We start from the raw sequence: 22129 nt of genomic DNA on the forward strand, positions 1-22129 counted from the left end.
GCTTGCCTGACGTCACCAGTGCCCAGTGGAATGGCCATTTTTTTCAGCATTTTTATGAGCGAGAGCAGTGTGGGATGGCCTTTGGCTTGTGTATGCTCGGTTCTCGTTTCGGGTGCACCATGCGCCCCTGAATAAGAACAAGAACATCGACTATGACCTTCAATTCCGATCTGGCGGGCCCTTGTGTTGAGCCGCGGGTCATTTACAAGCAGTACGCCACGGAAATGGCGGTCGAACGCACAAGGCTGCTGTATCAGGGCTCACTGCTGCCCACGCTGTTCATGCTGATCAACGGTCTGGTCTGTGCCGCACTGTTGTGGCAGCCATCGCGCTATTTCCTGGTCAGTGTATGGCTGGTCTGGCTGTTATCGCTGGTAGCGCTGCGGGTGATCCAGGTGGCAGCGTTCGATTCGGCGATGCCAAGCCGCCAGGCGCACCCGATCTGGTTGCGCATGTTTTTGCTGGGCTCGGCCATGACCGGCCTGACGCTGGCCGGCGCCGGCATTGCGCTGGTTCCGGCGGACAGCTTCCAACAACAGGCCTGGGCGTTTGGCCTGATCGGCGCGGCTACGTTGTCGGCCAGCGTTGCCTACGCCGTCAGCCTTTCGGCGTACCTGTCCTTCACCTTGCCGTGCCTGTTGCCGGCAATCGGTTATCTTTTCTGGGGCGGTGATGAGCAGCAGCTCGGTTGGGGCTGGCTTGGGCTGGTCCTGCTGGTTTTCCTGAGTGTGGTGGCCTGGCAGGTCAACCGGCTGATACACAACGGCATGCTGCGACGGTTTCAGAACCAGGCCCTGATCGAGCATTTGCAGCAGGCGCAAGCCCGTGGCGCGCAGCTTAACGAGGCCTTGGCCCGGGAGGTCGAACAGCGTCGTTCTGCCGAGGCCCGGCTGCGTGCGGCCCAGGTTGGCCTGGAAGAACGCGTGGCGCAGCGCAGCCTGGAGCTGGACGCCGCCAGCCAAGCCCTGAGTAAAAGCGAGGCGCGCCTGGCCCTTGCCCTGAAAGCCAGCGAGCTGGGGCTCTGGGACTGGAACCTGCAGACCGACGAAGTCCATCACACCCAACTCAAGGAACTGTTTGGCCTGGAGCCCGAATACGTCACGGCCATGCTCAGCCATCTGACCCCGCGGCTGCATCCGCAAGACCTTCCCGCGCTCAAGCGCGCGCTTGTCGAACACCTGAAGGGCCGTAGCGAGGATTACCAGATCGAATACCGCGTCCGTCATGGCGACGGCCATTGGGTCTGGATCGAAGACCGTGGTCGAGCCGTGGAACGCAGCCCTGGCGGTCGGGTTTTACGCATGGTGGGCACCCGGCGAAACATCAGCGCAAGCAAAGAGCTTGAACAGCAACGGCAACTGGCGGCCACGGTATTCGAGGCCGCCAGCGAAGGCATCGTGATCTTCGACCCGAACTACGCGTTGCTGGCCGCCAACCAGGCGTTCACGCGGGTGACCGGGTTCAATATCGCCGACATGTTGGGGCGCAACGTGGTCGACCTGCCATGCAGCCGCGATGCGCGCCGACACTATCCGATCATTCGCCAAGCCCTCAGGCAGTACGGCACCTGGCAAGGCGAACTGGTGGAGGCTCGCGCCAACGGCGAGCTTTATCCGCAGTGGCTGCAGCTGAACGTAGTCCGCGATCTGCGAGGCAACGTCAGCCATATCGTCGGCTTCTTCGCGGATCTCTCGGCCCGACGCGAGTCCGAGGAGCGGATGCGCTATCTCACGCATTACGACGAATTGACCGGCCTGGCGAACCGTTCACTGTTTCGCGAGCGCCTGCAAGAAGCCCATCAGCGGGTGCGCCAGGGTGGGCGACGGAGCCTGGCGCTGCTGCATATCAATCTGGATCGTTTCAAGCTGCTCAACGACAGTCTCGGTCATGACATCGCCGACCAACTGCTGCAAAAAATGGCTCGGCGCCTGATCAATGCGCTGCCGGAGGCCGATACCATCGCCCGGCTGTCCGGAGACGAGTTCGCGGTGCTGTTCGACGCCTACGGCAATCTTTCGAGCCTGGCGCGCGTTGCGACCCGGCTGGCAGCCAAACTCCGCGTTCCGGTGACCATCGACGGCCACGAACTGGTGGTCAGCGCTTCCATTGGCATCAGCCTGTTGCCCGATAACGCACGGGAAATTTCCACGCTGGTCAGCCAGGCCAACATGGCCATGCAGCACGCCAAGCATCTGGGTGGCAATAATTTCCAGTTCTACACCGATAGCCTCCAGGCCAGCACGCTGGAACGCCTGCAACTGGAGAACCAGTTGCGCAAGGCACTCGAAGAGCAACAACTGAATGTTTTTTATCAACCCAAGTTGTGCCTGGAGACCGGTCGCCTGAACGCCGCAGAGGCGTTGGTACGCTGGAACCATCCGAGCATGGGCCAGGTTCCTCCGGCGGATTTCATCGGTTTGGCCGAAGAAACCGGTCTGATCGGGCCGATTGGCGAGTTTGTGTTGCGACAGGCGTGTTGGCAGGCGTGTGAGTGGCAGCGCCAGGGACTCGCGCCGATCAGGGTGTCGGTCAACTTATCGGTGCATCAGCTGCGCCAAGGCAAGTTGGTCAGTCAGGTGCGGCAGGTATTGGAGGAAACGGGCCTGGCCCCTCATTACCTGGAGCTCGAATTGACCGAGAGCCAATTGCTCGACAGCGTTGAGCATATTATCGCGACGTTTCAGCAGCTACGGGATTTGGGGGTCAAGCTGGCCATCGATGATTTTGGCACCGGCTATTCTTCCCTGAGTTACCTCAAGCGTATTCCGGTGGACTACGTGAAGATCGACCAGGCCTTCATTCGCGGCCTGGAGGAGGGCGGCGAGGACGCGGCCATTACCCGCGCGATCATTGCGATGGCCCATGGGCTTTCGCTCAAGGTAGTGGCCGAGGGCGTGGAGCGGCAAGGGCAGCTCGATTTCCTGAAAAATGAACAATGCGACGAGGTCCAGGGGTATCTCATCAGTCGGCCGGTCGACGCTGAAGGCTTGGCCCGCTTGTTGGAGGCGCAAAAATAGAACCGCACGCCGGGTTGGATCGAGGAATCGTTTCGAACTTTTCCCTGCTTCCCTCGCTGTGACGGCTACATGAAGCGTTCCCCGCCAAAACAAGGGTTGGCGGGGCTAAATCAGTTACGTATTGGGCAGGCATAAAGACAATTCTTGTAGTATAACTACAAGATTGCTACATCCCGGCACCTGCCCATAACAAGAGTCCAGCCCTTTGAACCTGTTGCAACACATCGCCCAGTCACGCCACCTGCTGCGCAAGTCGGAGCTGAAAGTCGCCGATCATGTACTGCTTGATCCTGCGGCCGTGATGCACAGTTCCATGGCCGATCTTGCCCACAGCGTTGGCATCAGCGAACCGACCATCGTGCGTTTTTGCCGGGCCATTGGTTGCTCGGGTTTCCAGGACCTGAAACTCAAGTTGGCGCAAAGCCTGGCGGCCGGTGCGAGCTTTGGCCAGTTTGCGATCCATGAAGACGATTCGGTCGCCGACTACAGCCTGAAAATCTTCGATACGACCTTGCACACGCTGATGGAGGTTCGCGAGAAGCTCGACCCGGTGGCGTTGCAGAAGGCTGTCACGGCCATGTCCCAGGCCCAGCGCGTCGAGTTCTATGGCTTCGGTGCCTCGGGCGCGGTGGCGGCGGATGCCCAGCACAAATTCTTCCGGTTGCTGCTCACGGCAGCGGCCTATTCCGACCCTCACATGCAAGCCATGTCGGCCGTCACGCTGAAGCCAACCGATGTGGCAATCTGTATTTCCCAGTCGGGGCGCTCCAAGGACTTGCTGATTACCGCCAACCTGGTGCGTGAAAGCGGTGCCTCGCTGATTACCTTGTGCCCGAGCCAGACGCCGTTGGCCGAGCTCTCCACGGTAAACCTGGCCATTGATGTGCATGAAGACACCGAGATCTACACGCCGCTGACCTCGCGCATAGCCCACCTGGTGGTGATCGACGTCCTGGCGATGGGCGTCGCCATGGCGCGTGGCCCGAGCCTGGTCAACCACCTCAAGAGCGTGAAGCGCAGTCTTCGTAGCCTGCGGTTGTCGCCCAAGTCGGTGAAGGCGCTGGACGACTGAAATCCCAAGCTTGCTCCCGCTCGGCTGTGGTAGGAGCTGCCGAAGGCTCGGGCCGCGTTCGGACGATCTTTTGATTTTGAACTTTCGCTTGAGATTCAAGTGTCTGGGAGAAGATCGCAGCCTCGTTGCACTCGACAGCTCCTACACAGTCCTACACAGCTCCTACGGCTGAGCGGGGGCAAGCTCCCTCGCCACAGGGGAACATTTCTCCTGAATTCATCGTTCTGTAACGGTCGCGCCCCCAAACGGTCATCCCCAACCTTCATCGTAAAGCTCCCGTATACGTCTTGGGAGTCTCGACATGACCCAGTCCTACGAAGAACGCAGCGCCGCCAAAACCCGTCGTCAGCAGGAAGACCAGCGCCGCATGGCGTTCCGTCGTGCGATCGAAGACCGTTTCGAGCAACGCCAACTGCTCGCCGAAATCAGCGAATTTCCTGACGCGGTTGAATTCAATTACTGGCAGGCAACACCGGCGGCTTCCCGTCGAAACGTTCAACCAGGCCGATGATCTGGGCACGCTCGCCGCGAACGAAGGCCAGGAAGGCATGAGCCACCGGTGAGAGGCGTTTGGCCCTGGCCTGCACCAGGCACCAACTGCGGTACAACGGCAATTCCTCCACCGGCAACTCGATGAGCGCGCCGGACGACAGCTCCCGGCTCACGGCGTGGCGCGTCAACAGCGCCACGCCCAGCCCGGCGACCACGCACTCACGCTGAGCCTCGGCCGACGCTACCTCTAATGTCTGGGTGAAGTGCACCCGCTTTTCCTTGAAATATTCTTCGCAGGCCAGCCGTGTGCCGGAGCCCGGTTCGCGCAGCAGCAGCGTGTAAGGCTCCAGGTCTTGCAAACGCAGCGGGCCCATGTGACACAACGGATGATCGGGTGGCGCCACGGCGACGATCGGATTGTTGAGAAAAGGCAAAAACTCCAGGCCCATGTCCTGGGGCACCATGGACATGATCACCAGGTCGTCGCGGTTGTCCGAAAGCCGTCGGATGACCTGGCCGCGATTGACCACCGTGAGGTTCAGGTTGACCTCCGGATGCTGGCGCTTGAACGCGGCGAACAGATGCGGGACGAAATACTTGGCGCTGGACTCCACTGCCAGCTTCAACTGGCCTTGCAGCGAACCCTGCATATCAGAGAGTTGCATATCGAGGTTTTCCAGGCGACCGAAAATATCCCGGCTGGCGCGTTGCAACGCTTCGGCGGCTTCGGTCATGTAGAGTTTCTTGCCAACGTACTCAAACAATGGCTGGCCAATAAGCTCTTCCAGGGAGCGAATCTGTAGGCTGACCGCCGGTTGCGTAAGCGACATTTCATCGGCAGCGCGACTGTAGGACCGCAGATCGCACACCTCATTGAAGATTTGCAATTGACGCAACGTCATACGCATCAATGACTTACGCATTTTTCAAACACTCTGGGCCGAGACAATGAGCACAACTATAAGTCTTTGCTTATGCACGACCCAATAATTATTCATTTTTGTTAATCCCCAGCCGGTACTAGTGTGGACCTGCGACCAATTGTTACATCTGGTCACGCATCGGCCTGAACCCAGGCCGTGGGTATCACCGGCTCAAGGGAACCTCCAATTGATAACAAAGATCCTGATCGCCAACCGGGGTGAGATTGCCGTCCGCATCGTGCGCGCCTGCGCCGAGATGGGCATTCGCTCGGTCGCGGTCTACTCCGACGCGGACCGCCATGCGCTGCATGTCAAGCGTGCGGACGAGGCCCACAGCATCGGCGCCGATCCGCTGGCCGGCTACCTCAACCCGCGCAAACTGGTGAACCTGGCGGTGGAGACCGGCTGCGATGCCTTGCACCCCGGCTACGGTTTTCTCTCGGAAAACGCCGAACTGGCGGACATCTGCGCTGAGCGCGGCATCAAATTCATTGGCCCGTCGGCGGAAGTCATTCGCCGCATGGGCGACAAGACCGAAGCGCGCCGCAGCATGATCAAGGCCGGTGTGCCGGTCACGCCGGGTACTGAAGGCAACGTCGCGGGCATCGAAGAAGCGCTGACCGAAGGTGACCGGATCGGTTACCCGGTGATGCTCAAGGCCACGTCCGGCGGCGGTGGTCGGGGTATTCGTCGCTGCAACAGCCGCGAGGAGCTCGAACAGGCCTTCCCGCGCGTGATCTCCGAAGCCACCAAGGCGTTTGGGTCGGCGGAAGTGTTCCTGGAAAAATGCATCGTCAATCCCAAGCACATCGAAGCGCAGATCCTCGGTGACAGTTTTGGCAACGTGGTACACCTGTTCGAACGGGACTGCTCGATCCAGCGCCGCAACCAGAAGCTGATCGAAATCGCCCCGAGCCCGCAACTGACCCCCGAGCAGCGCGCCTACATCGGCGACCTGTCGGTACGTGCCGCCAAGGCCGTGGGCTACGAGAATGCCGGCACCGTGGAGTTCCTGCTCGCCGAAGGCGAGGTGTACTTCATGGAGATGAACACCCGGGTGCAGGTGGAACACACCATCACCGAAGAAATCACCGGTATCGACATCGTTCGTGAGCAGATCCGCATTGCGTCCGGGCTGCCGCTGTCGGTCAAGCAGGAAGACATCCAGCACCGGGGTTTTGCGTTGCAGTTCCGCATCAACGCCGAAGACCCGAAAAACAACTTCCTGCCCAGCTTCGGCAAGATCACCCGCTACTACGCTCCGGGTGGCCCGGGCGTGCGCACCGACACGGCGATCTACACCGGCTACACCATTCCACCGTTCTACGATTCGATGTGCCTGAAACTGGTGGTCTGGGCGCTGACCTGGGAAGAAGCGATGGACCGTGGCCTGCGGGCCCTGGATGACATGCGCCTGCAGGGGGTCAAGACCACCGCTGCGTATTACCAGGAAATCCTGCGCAATCCAGAATTCCGCAGCGGCCAGTTCAATACCAGCTTCGTTGAAAGCCACCCTGAACTGAGCAACTACTCGATCAAGCGCAAACCCGAAGAGCTGGCCCTGGCCATCGCCGCCGCCATTGCCGCCCACGCAGGCCTGTAAGGAATCATGACAATGTCCAAGAAGATCCACGTTACCGACACAATCCTGCGCGACGCCCACCAATCGCTGCTTGCCACCCGGATGCGCACCGAAGACATGCTGCCGATTTGCGACAAGCTCGACAAAGTCGGCTATTGGTCGCTGGAAGTCTGGGGCGGCGCAACCTTCGACGCCTGCGTGCGCTTCCTGAAGGAAGATCCGTGGGAGCGCCTGCGTCAACTGCGTGCGGCGCTGCCCAACACTCGCTTGCAGATGCTCCTGCGCGGCCAGAACCTGCTGGGCTACCGCCATTACAGCGATGACGTGGTCAAGGCGTTCGTCGCCAAGGCTGCGGTCAACGGCATCGATGTGTTCCGTATTTTCGATGCGATGAACGACGTGCGTAACCTGCGGGTCGCCATCGAGGCGGTGAAGGCCGCCGGCAAGCACGCCCAGGGCACCATTGCCTACACTACCAGCCCGGTGCACACCATCGACGCGTTCGTGGCCCAGGCCAAGCAGATGGAAGCCATGGGTTGCGACTCGGTGGCGATCAAGGACATGGCCGGCCTGCTGACCCCGTATGCCACTGGCGAACTGGTGAAAGCGCTGAAGAGCGAGCAATCGTTGCCAGTATTCATCCACTCCCACGACACCGCCGGCCTGGCCGCGATGTGCCAACTCAAGGCCATCGAAAACGGTGCCGACCACATCGACACCGCGATTTCCAGCTTCGCCTGGGGCACCAGCCACCCAGGCACCGAGTCAATGGTCGCCGCCCTCAAGGGCAGCGAGTTCGACACCGGCCTTGACTTGGAACTGCTGCAGGAAATCGGCCTGTATTTCTATGCGGTGCGCAAGAAGTACCACCAGTTCGAAAGCGAGTTCACCGCAGTGGACACCCGCGTCCAGGTCAACCAGGTGCCGGGCGGGATGATCTCCAACCTCGCCAATCAGCTGAAAGAGCAGGGCGCGCTGAACCGGATGAACGAAGTGCTGGCGGAAATCCCGCGGGTGCGCGAAGACCTCGGCTTCCCACCGCTGGTGACCCCGACCTCGCAGATCGTCGGCACCCAGGCGTTCTTCAACGTGCTGGCCGGTGAGCGCTACAAGACCATCACCAACGAAGTGAAGCTCTACCTGCAGGGCGGCTACGGCAAGGCACCGGGTTCGGTGAACGAGAAGCTGCGTCGCCAGGCCATCGGCAGTGAAGAAGTGATCGACGTGCGTCCGGCCGATTTGCTCAAGCCGGAAATGACCAAGCTGCGCGGCGAAATCGGTGCCCTGGCCAAGTCCGAGGAGGACGTGCTGACCTACGCCATGTTCCCCGACATCGGTCGCAAGTTCCTCGAGGAACGCGAAGCCGGCACGCTGACTCCGGAAGTGCTGTTGCCAATCCCCGAGGCGGGCAGCGTGAGCTCTGCGGGCGGCGAAGGCGTGCCGACCGAGTTCGTCATCGACGTTCACGGCGAAACCTACCGCGTCGATATCACTGGCGTGGGCGTCAAGGCCGAAGGCAAGCGTCACTTCTACCTGTCTATCGATGGCATGCCGGAAGAGGTCGTGTTCGAACCGCTCAATGAATTCGTCGGCGGCGGCAGCAGCAAGCGCAAGCAAGCCACTGCGCCGGGCCACGTCAGCACCACCATGCCGGGCAACATCGTCGATGTGCTGGTCAAGGAGGGCGACGTGGTGAAGGCTGGCCAAGCGGTACTGATCACCGAAGCCATGAAGATGGAAACCGAAGTCCAGGCGGCCATCGCCGGCAAGGTCACCGCCATTCATGTGGCCAAGGGCGACCGGGTCAACCCGGGCGAGATCCTCGTCGAAATCGAAGGCTGATTCCAACAGCCTCGATGCAACGTTTTACCTCGGGGGAGCAGGTGCTCCCCTTTTTTTTCGCCCGTCAGAACATCATCCGCCATTGGCCGGTCAACGCGCCGTTGCGGTTGTCCTGCCCCGTTTCGCCGCTGTAGTTCAGTCCCAGGGTGTGACGGGGCGATACGGCCAGGTCCAGTCCTGCTTGCAGGAGAAGGCTGTCACGGTCCAGTTCGACTCCTTGGATGATGTACGTATTGCCTCCATTTGCCAGATGTTGATGGGAGTTGCCCCTGATATCGCCGTACAGATGCTTCCAGGCAACATCCAGGCGCGGCGTCAATCGCATGCCTTGGTCGAACACGAAAGGACGGGCGAGGCGCAGGCCGAGGTCGCTGCTGAAGTGTTCCTGGGTCTGTTCGTGGTATTGCAGCGCGGCATCGCCACCTTTTTCCGCGTAGGCGTCGCGTTGGTAGCGTTGGTAACCCACCTGGACGTAGGGCTCTATATCGAACTGTCCGACGTCCAGGTGGTAGCCGACCTGTCCGAAGACCTGTTGCGTCGTGGCGTCGTAACGACCCTTGAGGTGATCCCTGAAACCGTTGAACGCGACATGGCGCTTGGTGCTGCCGTCATGGCTGCCATAGACGGCACCCAGGCGCAGCGCCAGCGGTCCTGCCTGGCGCAAGGCGTAGGCGCCTGCGAGCCAACTGTCGAGTGCTCCGTCGAATTGATAGCTGTCCAGGCGTGTCTGGGTCTTGCTGCCGATGATGCCCAACCGCCAATTGGAGCTGACAGCCCAATCGGTTCCCAGCATCAGGCCCTTGGTCGAATGCTTGAGGGCAAAGTCGCCCCATTCCTTGGCGAGGCTACCATTGTTGCCGATGGCTTGGACCCAGACTTGGCCGTTGTCATGCTTACCCATGGGGTTATTGCGGCCCATCGCCGAGAGCATTCCCGTGCTGATCGGTGCGACGCTGCTCAGGGTGGCGTTGCCCAGGTCAGCGGTGTCGTAGCCGCCGAGTTGGTCGATGGCGTCGGCGGCTGTGGTCTTGTTAGTACCGAGCAATGCGCTAATTGCGGCGTTGGGTTTGGGGGCAGGCTTTATGGCTTGCACCTTGACGACGGACTTGGGTGGGGCGCTAGCAATGGCTTTTGGTGGTTCAGTGGACGTTGATGTCGGGCTGCTGGTTTGCGAGTCGGCGGCAGGAGAAGGCGCAGCCACCAAGGTGTTGGACCGTTCCGGTTTCGGTGTTTTTGGCGGTTGTCGCTCTTCGATAGATTCCATCAAGTTGCGACCGTTGGGAGAGGTGGCTGCGTCTCCCAGCGGCACTTCGTTGCGCTCAAAGACCAGCCCTACCTGTTTCTCTACGTTGTAGTCAGGTGTCGCTGTGAGAAAGAGGAGCTCATTTTCGATCTTCCCGAATTTCCCCAACACCTTATCCGCGTCGATCACAATGCGTCTGTTCGTGTCGACGTATTCGCCGGGTACGGTGGGGATTTTCAACGTCGCACCGCCCAACGTCGCGGTACCGCCAACCTTGATCGTGGCGCTGCCTTTCTCCGCGTCGATTCCATAAACCAACGTCGCGCTCTTGGAAAACTTGAGATCGTTGATAACCGAAGGAGCGCCAATGTCCGGACCGACTTTCATCACGCCCGTCACATCCAGCGCATCGACCGTCCCATTACCGCTGAACGTGGCGTTTTTTCCAACGAATACGGGCCCGCCCACGGTACCCCGGTTATCGAATATACCAAGCACGTGCACCGCACCCGCAATCTGACCGGTGTTGGTCAGCTTGGCCTTCGAGTCGACGAGGCTCGCACCGTTGAAAGCGCCGCCGTTGGACCATTCGCCTTGCTTGAGATGCAGATCCTTAACGTTGCTTATTTGATTGATGACGCCTCCCTTGGCGATATCCAATTGCAGGACATTAGTCCCGCCGCCGCCGTCGGTAAGCCCGAAGAGTTCGCCTTGCTTGCTGACAATCACCAGGTCGTTGCTGTCGCCCAGCGACAGGGGAGCTTCCTGGGCCTTGAAAACCTTCTCGAGCTTCGTATCTGGCGCAGCCGCGAATGCCTTGAGGCGGGCCTGCGCCTGGGCAGTTGTTTCAACGGGTTGGGCTTCTTCGGCAACCGATTGGGCCATCGAAAGCTCGGCACAACCAAGCGCCAGCGCTATTGCCAGCGCGAGATGTTGGGGCAGGAATACGTGTTGGGTAGGCATTGAGTGCGACCTGTGATGGAGAAGGTCGCACTTTAAAAATTCAGCCCGGGCGGCGATGCCAGCCATCTTCCCGCCGTGGGCACGATTCGGTGGATGAAGTTTGTAGGCCGGTCGTGTTGCGTTCCGGCTATCGTCGCGATGGCTGGCGGGAACTGTGGCTTTTCCCTACAGCATGTTCATACACAGCCGTCAGCTGCGCTTGAGATAAGCCTTCCCATAATGCCGCTCCATCCGCGCCTGAATCAGCTCCAGCGCAATGGACATCAGCCAATAAATGATCGCCGCTGTCGTCAGCATCTCGATATACCGATAGCTGGAACGCCCATAGGACTGCGCCAGAAACATCACTTCCCAGACCCCCATCACCGAGATCAGCGAGGAGTCCTTGAGCATGGAGATGAATTGGTTGGTGGTCGGCGGGATGATGGTGCGCATGGCCTGGGGCAGGGTGACGCGCCAGAAGATCACGGTTTCGCTCAGGCCCAGGGCAAGGGAGGCTTCGCGTTGGCCGTGGGGGACGCCAAGGATGCCGGCGCGGAAGATTTCGCTCAGGTAGGCGCCGTAATTCAGCGACAGGGCGATGATCCCGGCGGCGACGGCGCCGGGTACTACGCCCAGTTGCGGCAGGCCCAGGTAGATCAGCAGGATTTGGATCAACAGCGGCGTGCCGCGAAAGAACGATGCGTAGAAACTGGCGATGCCGAACGCCACCGCGCTGCTGGACAGCCGCGCCAGGGCGGTGATGAAGCCCAGCAAGGACGAAGCGACGATCGAACACAGGCACAGGAATAACGTCAGCACCGCGCCCTGCAGAAAGCCATTGGGTGCCAAGTGCACGCCCAGCAGGTTCGGCAGTTTGTCGAGGATGATGGAGAACTTCAGGTCGAAGCTCAGGAAGAAACTGGCGAACAGCACCAGCATCACCGCCCAGGTCAGGTACAACCGGGTACGAAAACCGAAGATTTTTTGCAGTCGGGATTCAGCCACCGAAGGCGGTGGCTGAGGGGGTGGAAAAGAAGTCATTGGGTGATGTCGGCGCCGATCCATTTCTGCGAGAGTCTGCTCAAGGTGCCGTCCTGTTTCAACTGGGCAAAGACTTCACGCACCTTGCTGTCCCACTGCGCATCCCCCTTCTCGATGGCCACCGAGTTCGGTTCGGAGTAGAGCGACGCGCCGGCCAGTTTGAAGCGCTTGTCTTCGGTCAAGCGCGGCTGGGCAGTCACCAGGTTGGTCAGCACCGCGTCCAGGCGCACCCCGGCGCCCAGGCCCAGGTCTTGGAACGCCACGTTGTCGGTGTCGTACGGGGCGATCTGCACGTCATCGAACGGATAGCTCAGTTGGGTATCCTCGGCGCCTTCGATCACCAGGTTCTTGTTCAGGTAGCTCTCGTAGCTGGAGGCGCTGGTCAAGCCGACTTTCTTGCCGCTCAAGTCCTTGGCGCCGTGGATACGGTCGTCCTTGGCATTGACCACGATGACCGCAGGCGACGCGTAGTATTGCACCGGGAAATCGAACACTTCGGCGCGGGCCTTGCTCGGCGTCATGGAGCAGATGCAGATGTCGTAGCGCCCGCTCCAATGACCGGCCGCGATTACGTCCCAGGACGGCGTTTCCAGGCGCAGTTTCACGCCCAGTTTCTGTGCCACGGCCTTGGCGACGTCCACGTCAAAACCGTCGAGCTGGTTCTGATCGTTGAGGAACGAGAAGGGCGGATAGCTTTCCATCAGCACGCCGACCAGCTCTTTTTTCTGATCGATGCGATCCAGCGTGGCGCCGGCGAATGCTTGCGAAGAAGCGGCCAGCAGCGTGAGGCCCAGGGCCAGCAATGGTTGTAATTTCATATGAAGGCCCTGTTAGAAAAATAAGTTGTAGTTCGCTGAATGGTGCGTATTAAATAGTTATAAGAACAACTCCGGTAGTGAGTATTTTTCATAAGCTTATGAGTGAATCGCATATGGGCACAGCAACAGTCATTCTCGATGGCGGCATGGGCCGTGAACTGCAACGCCGTGGCGCGCCGTTCCGACAGCCCGAATGGTCGGCGCTGGCCTTGAGCGAAGCGCCTCAGGCCGTGGAGGCTGTGCACGCCGCTTATATCGCCAGCGGTGCCAACGTCATCACCAGCAACAGTTACGCCGTGGTGCCGTTCCATATCGGTGAGGCGCGTTTCGCCGCGGAAGGCCAAGCATTGGCCGCTCTGGCCGGTGAGCTGGCCCAGCGGGCGGTGAAAGCTTCAGGCAAAGCGGTACGGGTGGCCGGGTCGCTGCCGCCCTTGTTCGGTTCCTATCGCCCTGATCTGTTTGACGCCGCCCGCGCGAGTGAGCTGTTATCGCCGCTGGTGACGGGCCTGGCGCCTCACGTTGACCTGTGGCTGGCCGAAACCCAGAGCTCGACAACCGAAGCGCGGGCGATTCACGCCGGGCTGCCGAAGGATGGCAAGCCGTTCTGGCTGTCGTTTACCTTGAAAGACGAAGATACGGACGAAGTGCCGCGCCTGCGTTCCGGCGAGCCGGTGGCGGAGGCTGCGGCGGTCGCGGCTGAACTGGGCGTCGAGACGCTGCTGTTCAATTGCAGCCAGCCTGAAGTGATCGGCGCGGCAATCGATGCGGCGCGGGCCGCTTTCGAGCGGTTGGGAGTGAAGATCCACATCGGCGCCTATGCCAACGCCTTCCCGCCGCAACCGAAGGAGGCGACGGCCAACGACGGGCTCGATCCCCTGCGCGAAGACCTCGATCCGCCGGGCTATCTGCAATGGGCAGCCGACTGGCAGGCGCGTGGCGCGAGTCATCTGGGCGGCTGCTGCGGGATCGGGCCGGAGCACATCGCGGTGCTGGCGCAACAGCTGCGCTGAGTCGTAACCGCCATTGCCAGCAGGCACATTCCCACATGGCGCAGTGGGAGCGTGTCTGCTCGCGGTCAGGGGTGATCAGTCAACCGCAATCGACGACCGACACTCCACCAGGCCACGCACCTGCCCATCCGCGGTCTGGTTTTCCTCGCTCAACCACCGCTCGAACCCTGCACAGATCACCGGCCATTCCGAATCGAGCATCGAATACCACGCGGTGTCGCGGTTTTGCCCCTTGACCACCATGTGCTGGCGGAACACGCCCTCGAAGGTGAAGCCCAATCGTTCGGCGGCGTACCTGGAGCGGGCGTTGGCGTTGTTGCACTTCCATTCGAGACGCCGGTAACCCAAGGCAAAAGACTCCTTGGCGAGCAGGTAAATCGCTTCGGTGCTTTTCGGCGAACGCTGCATCGGGGCGCCGAAGGTCACGTGGCCGATCTCGATGCGACCTTGGGCAGGGACAATCGACATCAGGCTGAGAATGCCCTGTACGTCACCACTGGCACGGTCGATCACGCTGAAGAAATACGGGTCGACGTGGGTCGCGTGATTATTGAGCCACACGTCGAAGGCGCCGCGATCCTTGAATGGACCGTAGGGCAAGTAGTCCCAGAGTTTCGGGTCTGCGCCAGGCCCTTCGAGGGCTTGCCACAAACCGTCGGCATGACGCCCCGGGTCGAGTTTTTCCAGGCGGATGAAACGCCCTTCGATCAACTGCGTAGAAGGCGCCGGGACACCTTTCCAATCGGCAAGGGAAGTCGACATGCTGCGCTCCTTAAAGGGCTTTGCGAAATTGAATGTAGCCTGGGCGTTCGGCAATGCGCTCATACAGCTGTATGGCTGTCGCGTTGGTCTCGTGGGTCAGCCAATGCACTTTGCAGCAACCATCGGCCTTGGCCGTGGCGTAGACGAACTCGATGAGCTGGCGACCGACGCCGGTGCCGCGGGTCTGTTCCGCCACCAGCAGATCCTGCAGGTAGCAGGAGTTTTCAATGCTCCAGTTGGAGCGGTGGTAGATGAAATGCACCAGCCCCACGGCCCTGCCGCCGCTCCAGGCGAGAGCGCCGTGGGTCGGTTCATGCTCATCGAGCAAACGTTGCCAAGTGCTTTGGCTCACCGCGTCTGGCAGCTCGGTGTTGTAGAACTGTAGGTAGGCCTGCCACAGCGGCAGCCAGGCTGCGTAGTCTTCAGGGGTGACGAGGCGAATGTCGGTCTGGTTCATGTTCATTCCTTGGTCGATAGGTCTGGCATCAGGTGCGCGAGGGCTTGGTCCCGCGGATCGGGGCTGGCGGCGAGCCCGTTGCGTACGCCCGTGGCATCGGCGGGGCTACGGTTCTGGCTGAGCTTGCGTTTGCCTTCCAGGCGCTGGATGGGCAGGGCGAAACCGACGATGGCCTTGAGCATGCTGTCGATGTACTCCGCCGGTGCGTCATCGATCTTCCAGGGTTGGGCGCGGCCGGTTTCGTGGTGGTCGGTCAAGGCGCCGACCAAGTTGCGCAATCGATCGGGGTCGCTGAACACCTCTGCGGTGCCGTAGGCGTGCACTGCCAAGTAGTTCCAGGTCGGTACGACTTTGCCATGCTCAGCCTTGCCGGGGTAGAAAGCCGGGCTCACGTAAGCGTCGGCCCCGGCGAATATCACCAACGCTTCGGCGCCTGCCTCCAGGTCGCGCCATTGCGGATTGGCTCGGGCCATGTGTCCATGGAGGCTCCCATTTGGCCCTTGCTCTGTGTCCAGCAACAGCGGCAAATGGCTGGCTTGAAAGCCGTGTTCACCGTGGGTGATCAATACGGCCAGGCGGCAATCGCCCATCATCCGGTGCAGTTGGGGCAGGTCTTCCACGGCAAAGTTCTTTGGGTTGTACATGGAGATTTTCCTTGGCGAATGCCTGCATCCTAGGCAGGATATTGGTCTGTTGTAAGAGCCACTTTCAGGCAATTCAGTAGGTCCATTCACGAGTGCAGTCATGAACGACGCCGTGCCGCCATTGTCTTTCAACCCCGCCGGAATAGAGCTCGATCGTCGCCAGGGCCTGAGTCGTCAGCTTTATCAGGCGTTGCGTTCGCGAGTCCTTGACGGGCGGCTTGCCAGCGGCACGCGCCTGCCGGCCAGCCGTGACCTGGCAACGGCCTTATCCATTTCGCGCAACAGCGTGGTACGTGCCTACGATCAGCTCTACGCCGAGGGTTTCATTGAAGGTCGGGTAGGCGACGGTACCTACGTGGCGAAGTTGTCTTCTTCGGCGCTTGCGCTGCAGAAGTTATCCACAAAAGTGTCCACAGGGTTTTCAACAGGCTTAGCCACAGGGTTATCCACAGATTGGCTTGATTTACCTGTCGGTTCATCCAGCAAAATTATCCACAGCGGTGCGTTGGCCCGCGTCGAAAAACACCATCTGCCCCAGCCGCCGGTTGGCCCACCGAGGGCGTTTCGGGTCGGCGTCCCGGCGTTTGATCTGTTCCCGTTTGACGTGTGGGCCAAGCTGAATGCCGCTTTCTGGCGCAAGCCCGACCTGGAGCAGTTGTGTTATGGCGACGCCCAGGGTGATGCGCGCTTGCGAAACCTGATTGCCGCTTATTTGCGCAGCTCCCGAGGCCTGCATTGCACAGCTGAACAAATTGTGATCACCAGCGGCGCCCAGCAGGGCATCAGTCTTTGTGCACAGCTGCTGGTGGACCCTGGCGACATCGTCGCCGTGGAAAATCCAGGCTATCGCGCCGCAGGGCATGCGTTTTCCGTCGCTGGGGGCGATGTGAAAGGAGTGCCGGTGGACAGTGATGGTCTCGATTGCACGACACTCGATACGTTGAGCACTTGTCGGCTGGCTTACGTCACGCCGTCCCATCAGTATCCGACCGGGGTCGTCATGAGCCTCGCTCGCCGCCTGGAACTGCTGGCCTGGGCCGAGCGCAATAATGGCTGGATCGTCGAAGACGACTATGACGGCGAGTACCGCTACAGCGGCGCGCCGCTGGCACCGTTGGCCGCATTGGATCGCCAGGGACGTGTCTTGTACATCGGGACGTTCGGCAAAGTCGCCTTTCCGGCCCTACGCTTGGGCTATCTGGTATTGCCGCCTGGCCTGGTCGACGCCTTCGCCCAACGCCGTGCGGTGGATGTGCGCCATTCCGAAGTCAGCACCCAGGCGGTGATGGCCGAATTCATGGCCACCGGGCATTTCCAACGGCACATCAGGCGCATGCGTCGGGCCGCGTTGGCCCGTCGAGACGCGTTGTTGTCGGGCTGGCCGAAGACCGTTGCGGGTATGGGGGCCATGCCTACGGTCGTGGCGGGGCTGCACGTTACGGTGGCGGTGGATAACGTCGAGCGCGAGCGCGAGTTGATCGCCCAGGCGAACGGTGTCGGCGTGGAAATCAATGGTTTGAGCAGCTACTGGTTGCCCGGCACCGGGCCGGCGGATGTGCGTGCCGGCCTGGTGCTGGGGTTCGCAGCCGTCCCGCCAGCGGCGATTGGCAACGCGCTGGCGGGGTTGTCGAAAGCCTGGAGCCCCTGATGTTGAAAGCGTCAGGAAAAGAACACGGCCTTGGCCTGGTCCACAGCGATTTCGCTGCGATATTGGGCGATCAACTGACGATTGGTCATACCTTTGGTGGGCTTGACGGTCGCTCCCTCCTTGACTTGTTCCGGGGTTTTCAGGCGTCCAGAGAGGTAGGCGGAGTCAGGTACCCAGTCGGTTGAATAACGGAACTCTGCAAACCAGAGCGTTTTACGCTCCCTGACGTCCTTGATCTCATACCTGTCGAGGTAACCGGCAAGGTGGCCTTTGTTTCGCTGCCGACTCGTCACTTTCTTGATGGAGATCAGCTGCCGATCTTTAAGCCACACAACGTCATTCATGGTCGGCGGGCTTTGCTTGATGATCTTGAGCACGATTTCGTTCCCCAGCTGGTAAAGCGCGCTCGACTCCCTCTTCAGCGTCTGGCGCATGGAGTTGGCCTCTTGCTCCTGTTTCGCTGAGATCCCGACCGTTTCGTTTGCAGCGCGCTCCAGCGCCTTATTGATCGCGACGCCGATCACTTCCATCCGGTTTGCATGTGCGTTGAGTATCATCCCGATACCGGCAGGTGTTCGATCCGGTTGTTCTATGCGCTCCTGCAGCTGTGTCTTGAACTCATCCAGTCCATCGATCAGGGCTTGGCCCTTTTCCAGGCTCACGGACAGGGCGGGGAACACCTCCGAGGCTTCACTGAGCGTGGCGTCGACGTGGGGTACCCATTCGCCGTTTTCCTTGCGGTGGAATGTAACGATGATTTCGTTTGTGAAAGGGTCCCTGACGTCCAGCCAATCTGTTTCCTTGATACCCTTCAATAGACGCGGTTCGCCGCTGACGAGGCCCCAGAAACGTGCCCTGATGAACTTTTTCCTTGGGGTGGGACGTTGCTGGTAAAGAGCCCCCTGGCTTCGCTGATTGTCTCGTTCAAAGAGGCTCTGCGCCAAAAGGTCCTGTGCGCCTCGCTGGAAAATGCGGATTCGATCAGTCAGTCGAGTGAGGTCTGCCGGGCGCACGCTGTCCTGATATTCGCTGCTGATGTAGTCAAGATGTTCTTCTATTCCGGAGGACTGCTCTACCAAGCTGCCGTAGGCATCGATTTGTTCGTCCAGCCGAATCCGGCTTCGCTCACCGACCAGGGTGTTCAGGCTTTGGAAGGCAACCTTGGCGTTGTCAACGACCTGATTGATGGCGTGCCAGCCTTCGGGAATCCTATAGAAACTGTTGATGGACAGGCAGAGGTGGCGATACATGTCCAACTGGATAAGCCGCAGTTCGTAACTTCTGTACGACGGCATGTTTGGGCGATGTGTGTGCACAGATTCAAAGCCGTAGGCCCCCAACTTCTTGAGCTCGGTGAAGCGGGTCTCCATGTAGTCCAGGCATATGATCATGTCATCGCCGACCCGGATCATGCTGGTGGCGGTCTCCACGTGCCGTTGTTCCGTCACCCGCACACGAGTGGCATGCAGTTTCAACGCTTCAGCGAGCACCGGGGTGAAGGTTTCTTTCAACTGGGCCATTTCTTCGAAAGTGACGCTGACCTGCGCGTTCAAATAGGCTCGGCGCTTGCGAGGTGCATCGGGCATGGCCTGGTATACGGGCCATTTCCTCAGTATCTCAAGGGCATTTTCGAAGCTTTCTTGCTGCGTTCTCAACGTAGCGACGAAAGTGTCGCGAGCGCGCGCCCTGGAGGGGCCCGATGCCTGCTCCAATGCCTGCGCCTCCATTGTCAACAGCTGCTGGTTCTCAACCTTCCTTTGTTCGAGCTGGTTCAGCTCTGCAAGCTTTTCGATACCGAACGCTTTCGCTTCAGTAATGACTTTTTGTCTGGCGCCTTTCGATCCGCCACTGTGTAGGCGCAGGCGAGTATCGATGCGCCACTGGCCGAAGGTGTCGCTGGTCAAGGGAGGCCCCGTGCGCGTGGGGTCCATCGGATCGACAATGTAAACCTGCTCCCCTTCCACTTTCACCTTGACCCATTTGCCGGCCATGTTTGCGTGCCATTCCCCCTCTCGCTCATAAAGCCCTGCGAAGGGGCCCTCAGCGCTTGGCACGCCGGTCTGCTCGGGTTGAGTGACGGCGAATGTTTCAAGGATCTTCGCCGTCTCTTGCGATGCGTCAGACAAGGCACCGATAGAGTGGATGGCCTCGTAATGCTCGGTTGGCAGCGTTTCCGTCACTGACGCAACTCTTTCAATGGTGATGGGTTTGGCGGGCTTCAGGCCATGGAGTTCGCGCACCACCTCAGGCGTCTCTGTTTGGCGGCTACGCATGTTTTTACGGGCGCGGTCTATGGCGTGAGTGGTGAGTGCCGCCGACAGATTCAGCAGCAGGTCGACGAACACTTCCCACTTGGTCTGGCTGTCGGCCTCTTCGCTACTTTTCTCCAGGGTTTCGACATCGTCCAGGATCTGCGAGAGCCAGACCGCGGTTCCTACGGTGGTTCCCAGATAGGGCAACGCCAGGTTGAAAATCAGCCAGCCGGCCTGCTTGAAACTCTCCCAGCGACTTTCACTGTCGGAGACCGACTGACGGTCGGCGAGCTCGGCCAGCGCATTGGCGTTGGCCTTGTACAACAGCGGGAGGAAATCTGCCTCCAGCGCCTTGGTGCTCAAACTGACAGGATTTTTGCTCAGTAACACATCAACGGGGTCCGCTAAAAAATCCACGACGATCCAAGGCGAGGGCAGGGGGGTAGGGAACACATAGCGACTGTAATGGTTGCGCACATCGTCGGGCAGCCACGCCAGTACCGACTGACGCAAGGAGGCTGTCTGGCGGATTGCATACAACAGGTTGGTGGACGATGGGTATTGGCAGAGCTGCGGCTCAAGCAAGGGGCGGTAGAGCAGATACGGTCCGGCATCCGGATCCTTCGGACCGATCACGAACATATTGGCTACGACGTCTTCTTCGGTATCAATCAATTGCTTTGAAATAAAGGCCAGCCTGCGCAGGACGACGGGTTGCCCATTTACCTTGCGGTCCTCTTCGTTGGGCTCCATGAGCGCGGCGACGTAACGGTAGCCACGTTCGTCAATGTTGCCCATTTGGCGAATTTTGTTCTCCAGCGCAAGCATGGGTAGCTGAACGCGTAATTGGGACGTGTAGAGATTTTCACGGCGGCTCGCCTGCGCAGGATCATCGAGCAGCTTTTGTTTGACCAGCTCGGGATAAACGCGACCTATGTCGATCTTGGTGATGACACTTTTGAGGTAGTCGACTGTCATCCACGTGGGCAATGCATGGCCATCGATCAACCTGACGGTCTTGTCGCCCAAAGGCAGCGCGATGAGATTCTGCAAGGCCAGCTCGACGAGGCTGAGCCGGGTGGTATCGATTTTCCCGGGAACAGCGAAGGTTCCCCAGAGCACGGCACTTCTTATCTCAATCTCGATTTTGTTCAGGTCAAGCGCCGAGGCGTCGGGATGATCCGACAGAATCTGTTTTTTCAGGGCGCTTAGCGCGAAGGCCTTGATAAAGGGAATGTCATCCCGGTAGGTTGCTCCGGCATGCGTGCTGTTCAATGCCGAGAGATCCTTCAGGTGCTGGGCGAATTGGAACTGGTCGGCTATCGAGGCTGCTTTCAACCAGTCGAGGGTATGTACCTCCAACCACGCCTTGTTGATGTCTTTGTTGGGGAGCTGCGCGTTGGCGCGAGGGGGGGGTCGCTCTTGCGACGTATCGTCTTCGACGAACGCGGGGGAACTGATGACCTGGATTTGCATGTCGACCAGCCCGCAAGCCTTGTGATCGAAGATATTGCCGTTGGGTTCGTACAGCCGCCATTTTATTTCACTGGCGCGGGTATCGCTCAAGTAACCCGGCAGGGATTGTCCAAGTGCGTGCGCTGAATCGAACCGTTGGTAGCCATTGAGAATCGAGTACGTGAGGATGACTTCCTTATTGTCGATCTGGCCAATCAGCACCACGATGGTGTTTTCGAACAGGTGTTTTGCCTGGTTGCCGTCAACGGCATCCATGTCGATCAGGTACGCGTGGGTCGCATAGGGATCTTTGAGCTTGCGGTCGTCCAACGAGGGGCAAAGGAATAATTGCCTGGCCATATTGCACTCAGCCGCGGTCCACCCTTTGACCTGCTTGACGTCCCAGAACTTGCGCAGCGTATTGGAAAGCTCACGCCAGCGCGGTCCGGCTGCACCCACTGACGTATTCCAGTACATCAACTGTTGTTCTTGGAAGGCGGGCAACATGACGGGCACGAGTTCGTTGATGAGGTTTCCGATCTGGTCGATACGTACTGGTAGATGGACCACAGGGTGGGTGATCGGTAATCGGGTTAGAAAATGCTCTCCCTCGATCAGGCAAATTGAATCGTTCTCGTCCATTTGCCCGGCCAGCATGTTGCTGAGCGTGTCGTAGCGCGTCCCGAGCTCTACGACCTCACCGTCGACCAGGTCCCAGAGCGGCTCGCCTACCACGGTGGTGCGCGGGTTGAGGTCGAGCGTCGGATACATGACTTTGAGGGCGTCCCCCAGCAGGACGGCGGCAACTTCTGGATATGAGGGCCCGGCAAACAGCAGGTTTTTCACCGCGTCCCTGAGGTTGGGGGGCCGGCGGGTGGTGTTGGTGGCTGATGTCATCTGAGTCTCCCTGTCTCGCGATAATGGAT

The 22129-nt window shown here is 59.9% G+C and carries 15 protein-coding genes; 7 read left to right on the top strand and 8 right to left on the bottom strand.

What is annotated here, in order from left to right:
• Positions 1-152 precede the first annotated feature (152 nt).
• The 3 genes from M8Q45_RS25205 to M8Q45_RS25215 all read left to right on the top strand — a co-directional run bounded on the left by M8Q45_RS25205 (position 153) and on the right by M8Q45_RS25215 (position 4600).
• Positions 153-3017, top strand: a complete 2865-nt coding sequence (locus M8Q45_RS25205) for an EAL domain-containing protein (RefSeq protein ID WP_249876844.1) — start codon at positions 153-155, stop codon at positions 3015-3017.
• A 205-nt stretch (positions 3018-3222) separates the two neighbouring features.
• On the top strand, positions 3223-4089 hold the full coding sequence (gene hexR / locus M8Q45_RS25210) for a transcriptional regulator HexR (protein WP_003187110.1): 867 nt from the start codon (positions 3223-3225) through the stop codon (positions 4087-4089).
• Between the two features lie 301 nt (positions 4090-4390).
• Complete coding sequence (locus M8Q45_RS25215; protein WP_181288468.1) at positions 4391-4600, top strand: PA3496 family putative envelope integrity protein; 210 nt, start codon at positions 4391-4393, stop codon at positions 4598-4600.
• Here the strand turns inward: M8Q45_RS25215 and M8Q45_RS25220 are convergent.
• Complete coding sequence (locus tag M8Q45_RS25220; protein WP_181288469.1) at positions 4542-5504, bottom strand: LysR family transcriptional regulator; 963 nt, start codon at positions 5502-5504, stop codon at positions 4542-4544. The two genes, M8Q45_RS25215 and M8Q45_RS25220, sit on opposite strands and share 59 nt — an antisense overlap.
• A 187-nt stretch (positions 5505-5691) precedes the next feature.
• Here M8Q45_RS25220 and M8Q45_RS25225 point away from each other — a divergent pair, with 187 nt between their 5' ends.
• Complete coding sequence (locus M8Q45_RS25225; protein WP_249876845.1) at positions 5692-7107, top strand: acetyl-CoA carboxylase biotin carboxylase subunit; 1416 nt, start codon at positions 5692-5694, stop codon at positions 7105-7107.
• A 12-nt stretch (positions 7108-7119) separates the two neighbouring features.
• The gene (oadA, locus tag M8Q45_RS25230; RefSeq protein WP_249876846.1) at positions 7120-8928 is read left to right on the top strand and encodes a sodium-extruding oxaloacetate decarboxylase subunit alpha; all 1809 of its coding nucleotides are present in this window, start codon (positions 7120-7122) and stop codon (positions 8926-8928) included.
• Between the two features lie 64 nt (positions 8929-8992).
• Here oadA and M8Q45_RS25235 read toward each other — a convergent pair whose 3' ends face one another.
• The 3 genes from M8Q45_RS25235 to M8Q45_RS25245 form a co-directional block, all read right to left on the bottom strand.
• Entirely contained in the window at positions 8993-11134 is a 2142-nt protein-coding gene (locus tag M8Q45_RS25235; RefSeq protein WP_249876847.1) for an autotransporter outer membrane beta-barrel domain-containing protein, read from the bottom strand.
• A gap of 189 nt (positions 11135-11323) precedes the next feature.
• Positions 11324-12157, bottom strand: coding sequence for an amino acid ABC transporter permease (locus M8Q45_RS25240; RefSeq protein ID WP_249876848.1), 834 nt, complete (start codon positions 12155-12157; stop codon positions 11324-11326).
• Entirely contained in the window at positions 12154-12975 is an 822-nt protein-coding gene (locus M8Q45_RS25245) for an ABC transporter substrate-binding protein (RefSeq protein ID WP_249876849.1), read from the bottom strand. Before M8Q45_RS25245 ends, M8Q45_RS25240 begins: the two co-directional genes overlap by 4 nt.
• A 113-nt stretch (positions 12976-13088) precedes the next feature.
• Between M8Q45_RS25245 and M8Q45_RS25250 the strand changes: the two genes are divergently transcribed.
• Positions 13089-13985: a homocysteine S-methyltransferase family protein gene (locus tag M8Q45_RS25250; protein ID WP_249876850.1), complete on the top strand. Its 897-nt coding sequence runs from the start codon at positions 13089-13091 to the stop codon at positions 13983-13985.
• A 75-nt stretch (positions 13986-14060) separates the two neighbouring features.
• On the opposite strand, the gene M8Q45_RS25255 is transcribed toward M8Q45_RS25250, so the two are convergent.
• From M8Q45_RS25255 to M8Q45_RS25265, 3 genes are read right to left on the bottom strand one after another with little or no spacing between them, the layout of a single operon-like run.
• Complete coding sequence (locus tag M8Q45_RS25255; protein WP_249876851.1) at positions 14061-14747, bottom strand: GNAT family N-acetyltransferase; 687 nt, start codon at positions 14745-14747, stop codon at positions 14061-14063.
• Between the two features lie 10 nt (positions 14748-14757).
• A complete protein-coding gene (locus M8Q45_RS25260; RefSeq protein ID WP_249876852.1) occupies positions 14758-15204 on the bottom strand; it encodes a GNAT family N-acetyltransferase in 447 nt (148 codons plus the stop codon).
• 2 nt (positions 15205-15206) lie between these two features.
• Positions 15207-15848 carry an FMN-binding negative transcriptional regulator gene (locus M8Q45_RS25265; protein ID WP_249876853.1) on the bottom strand — a complete coding sequence of 214 codons (642 nt, stop codon included), beginning with the start codon at positions 15846-15848 and terminating at the stop codon, positions 15207-15209.
• A 100-nt stretch (positions 15849-15948) separates the two neighbouring features.
• Between M8Q45_RS25265 and pdxR the strand changes: the two genes are divergently transcribed.
• Entirely contained in the window at positions 15949-17496 is a 1548-nt protein-coding gene (gene pdxR, locus M8Q45_RS25270) for a MocR-like pyridoxine biosynthesis transcription factor PdxR (protein WP_249876854.1), read from the top strand.
• A gap of 11 nt (positions 17497-17507) precedes the next feature.
• Here the strand turns inward: pdxR and M8Q45_RS25275 are convergent, their stop codons facing one another.
• Positions 17508-22100: a dermonecrotic toxin domain-containing protein gene (locus M8Q45_RS25275; protein ID WP_249876855.1), complete on the bottom strand. Its 4593-nt coding sequence runs from the start codon at positions 22098-22100 to the stop codon at positions 17508-17510.
• Positions 22101-22129: the final 29 nt, after the last annotated feature.

Origin of the sequence: Pseudomonas sp. T1.Ur (assembly GCF_023516725.1) — a bacterium.
Lineage (GTDB): Bacteria > Pseudomonadota > Gammaproteobacteria > Pseudomonadales > Pseudomonadaceae > Aquipseudomonas > Aquipseudomonas alvandae.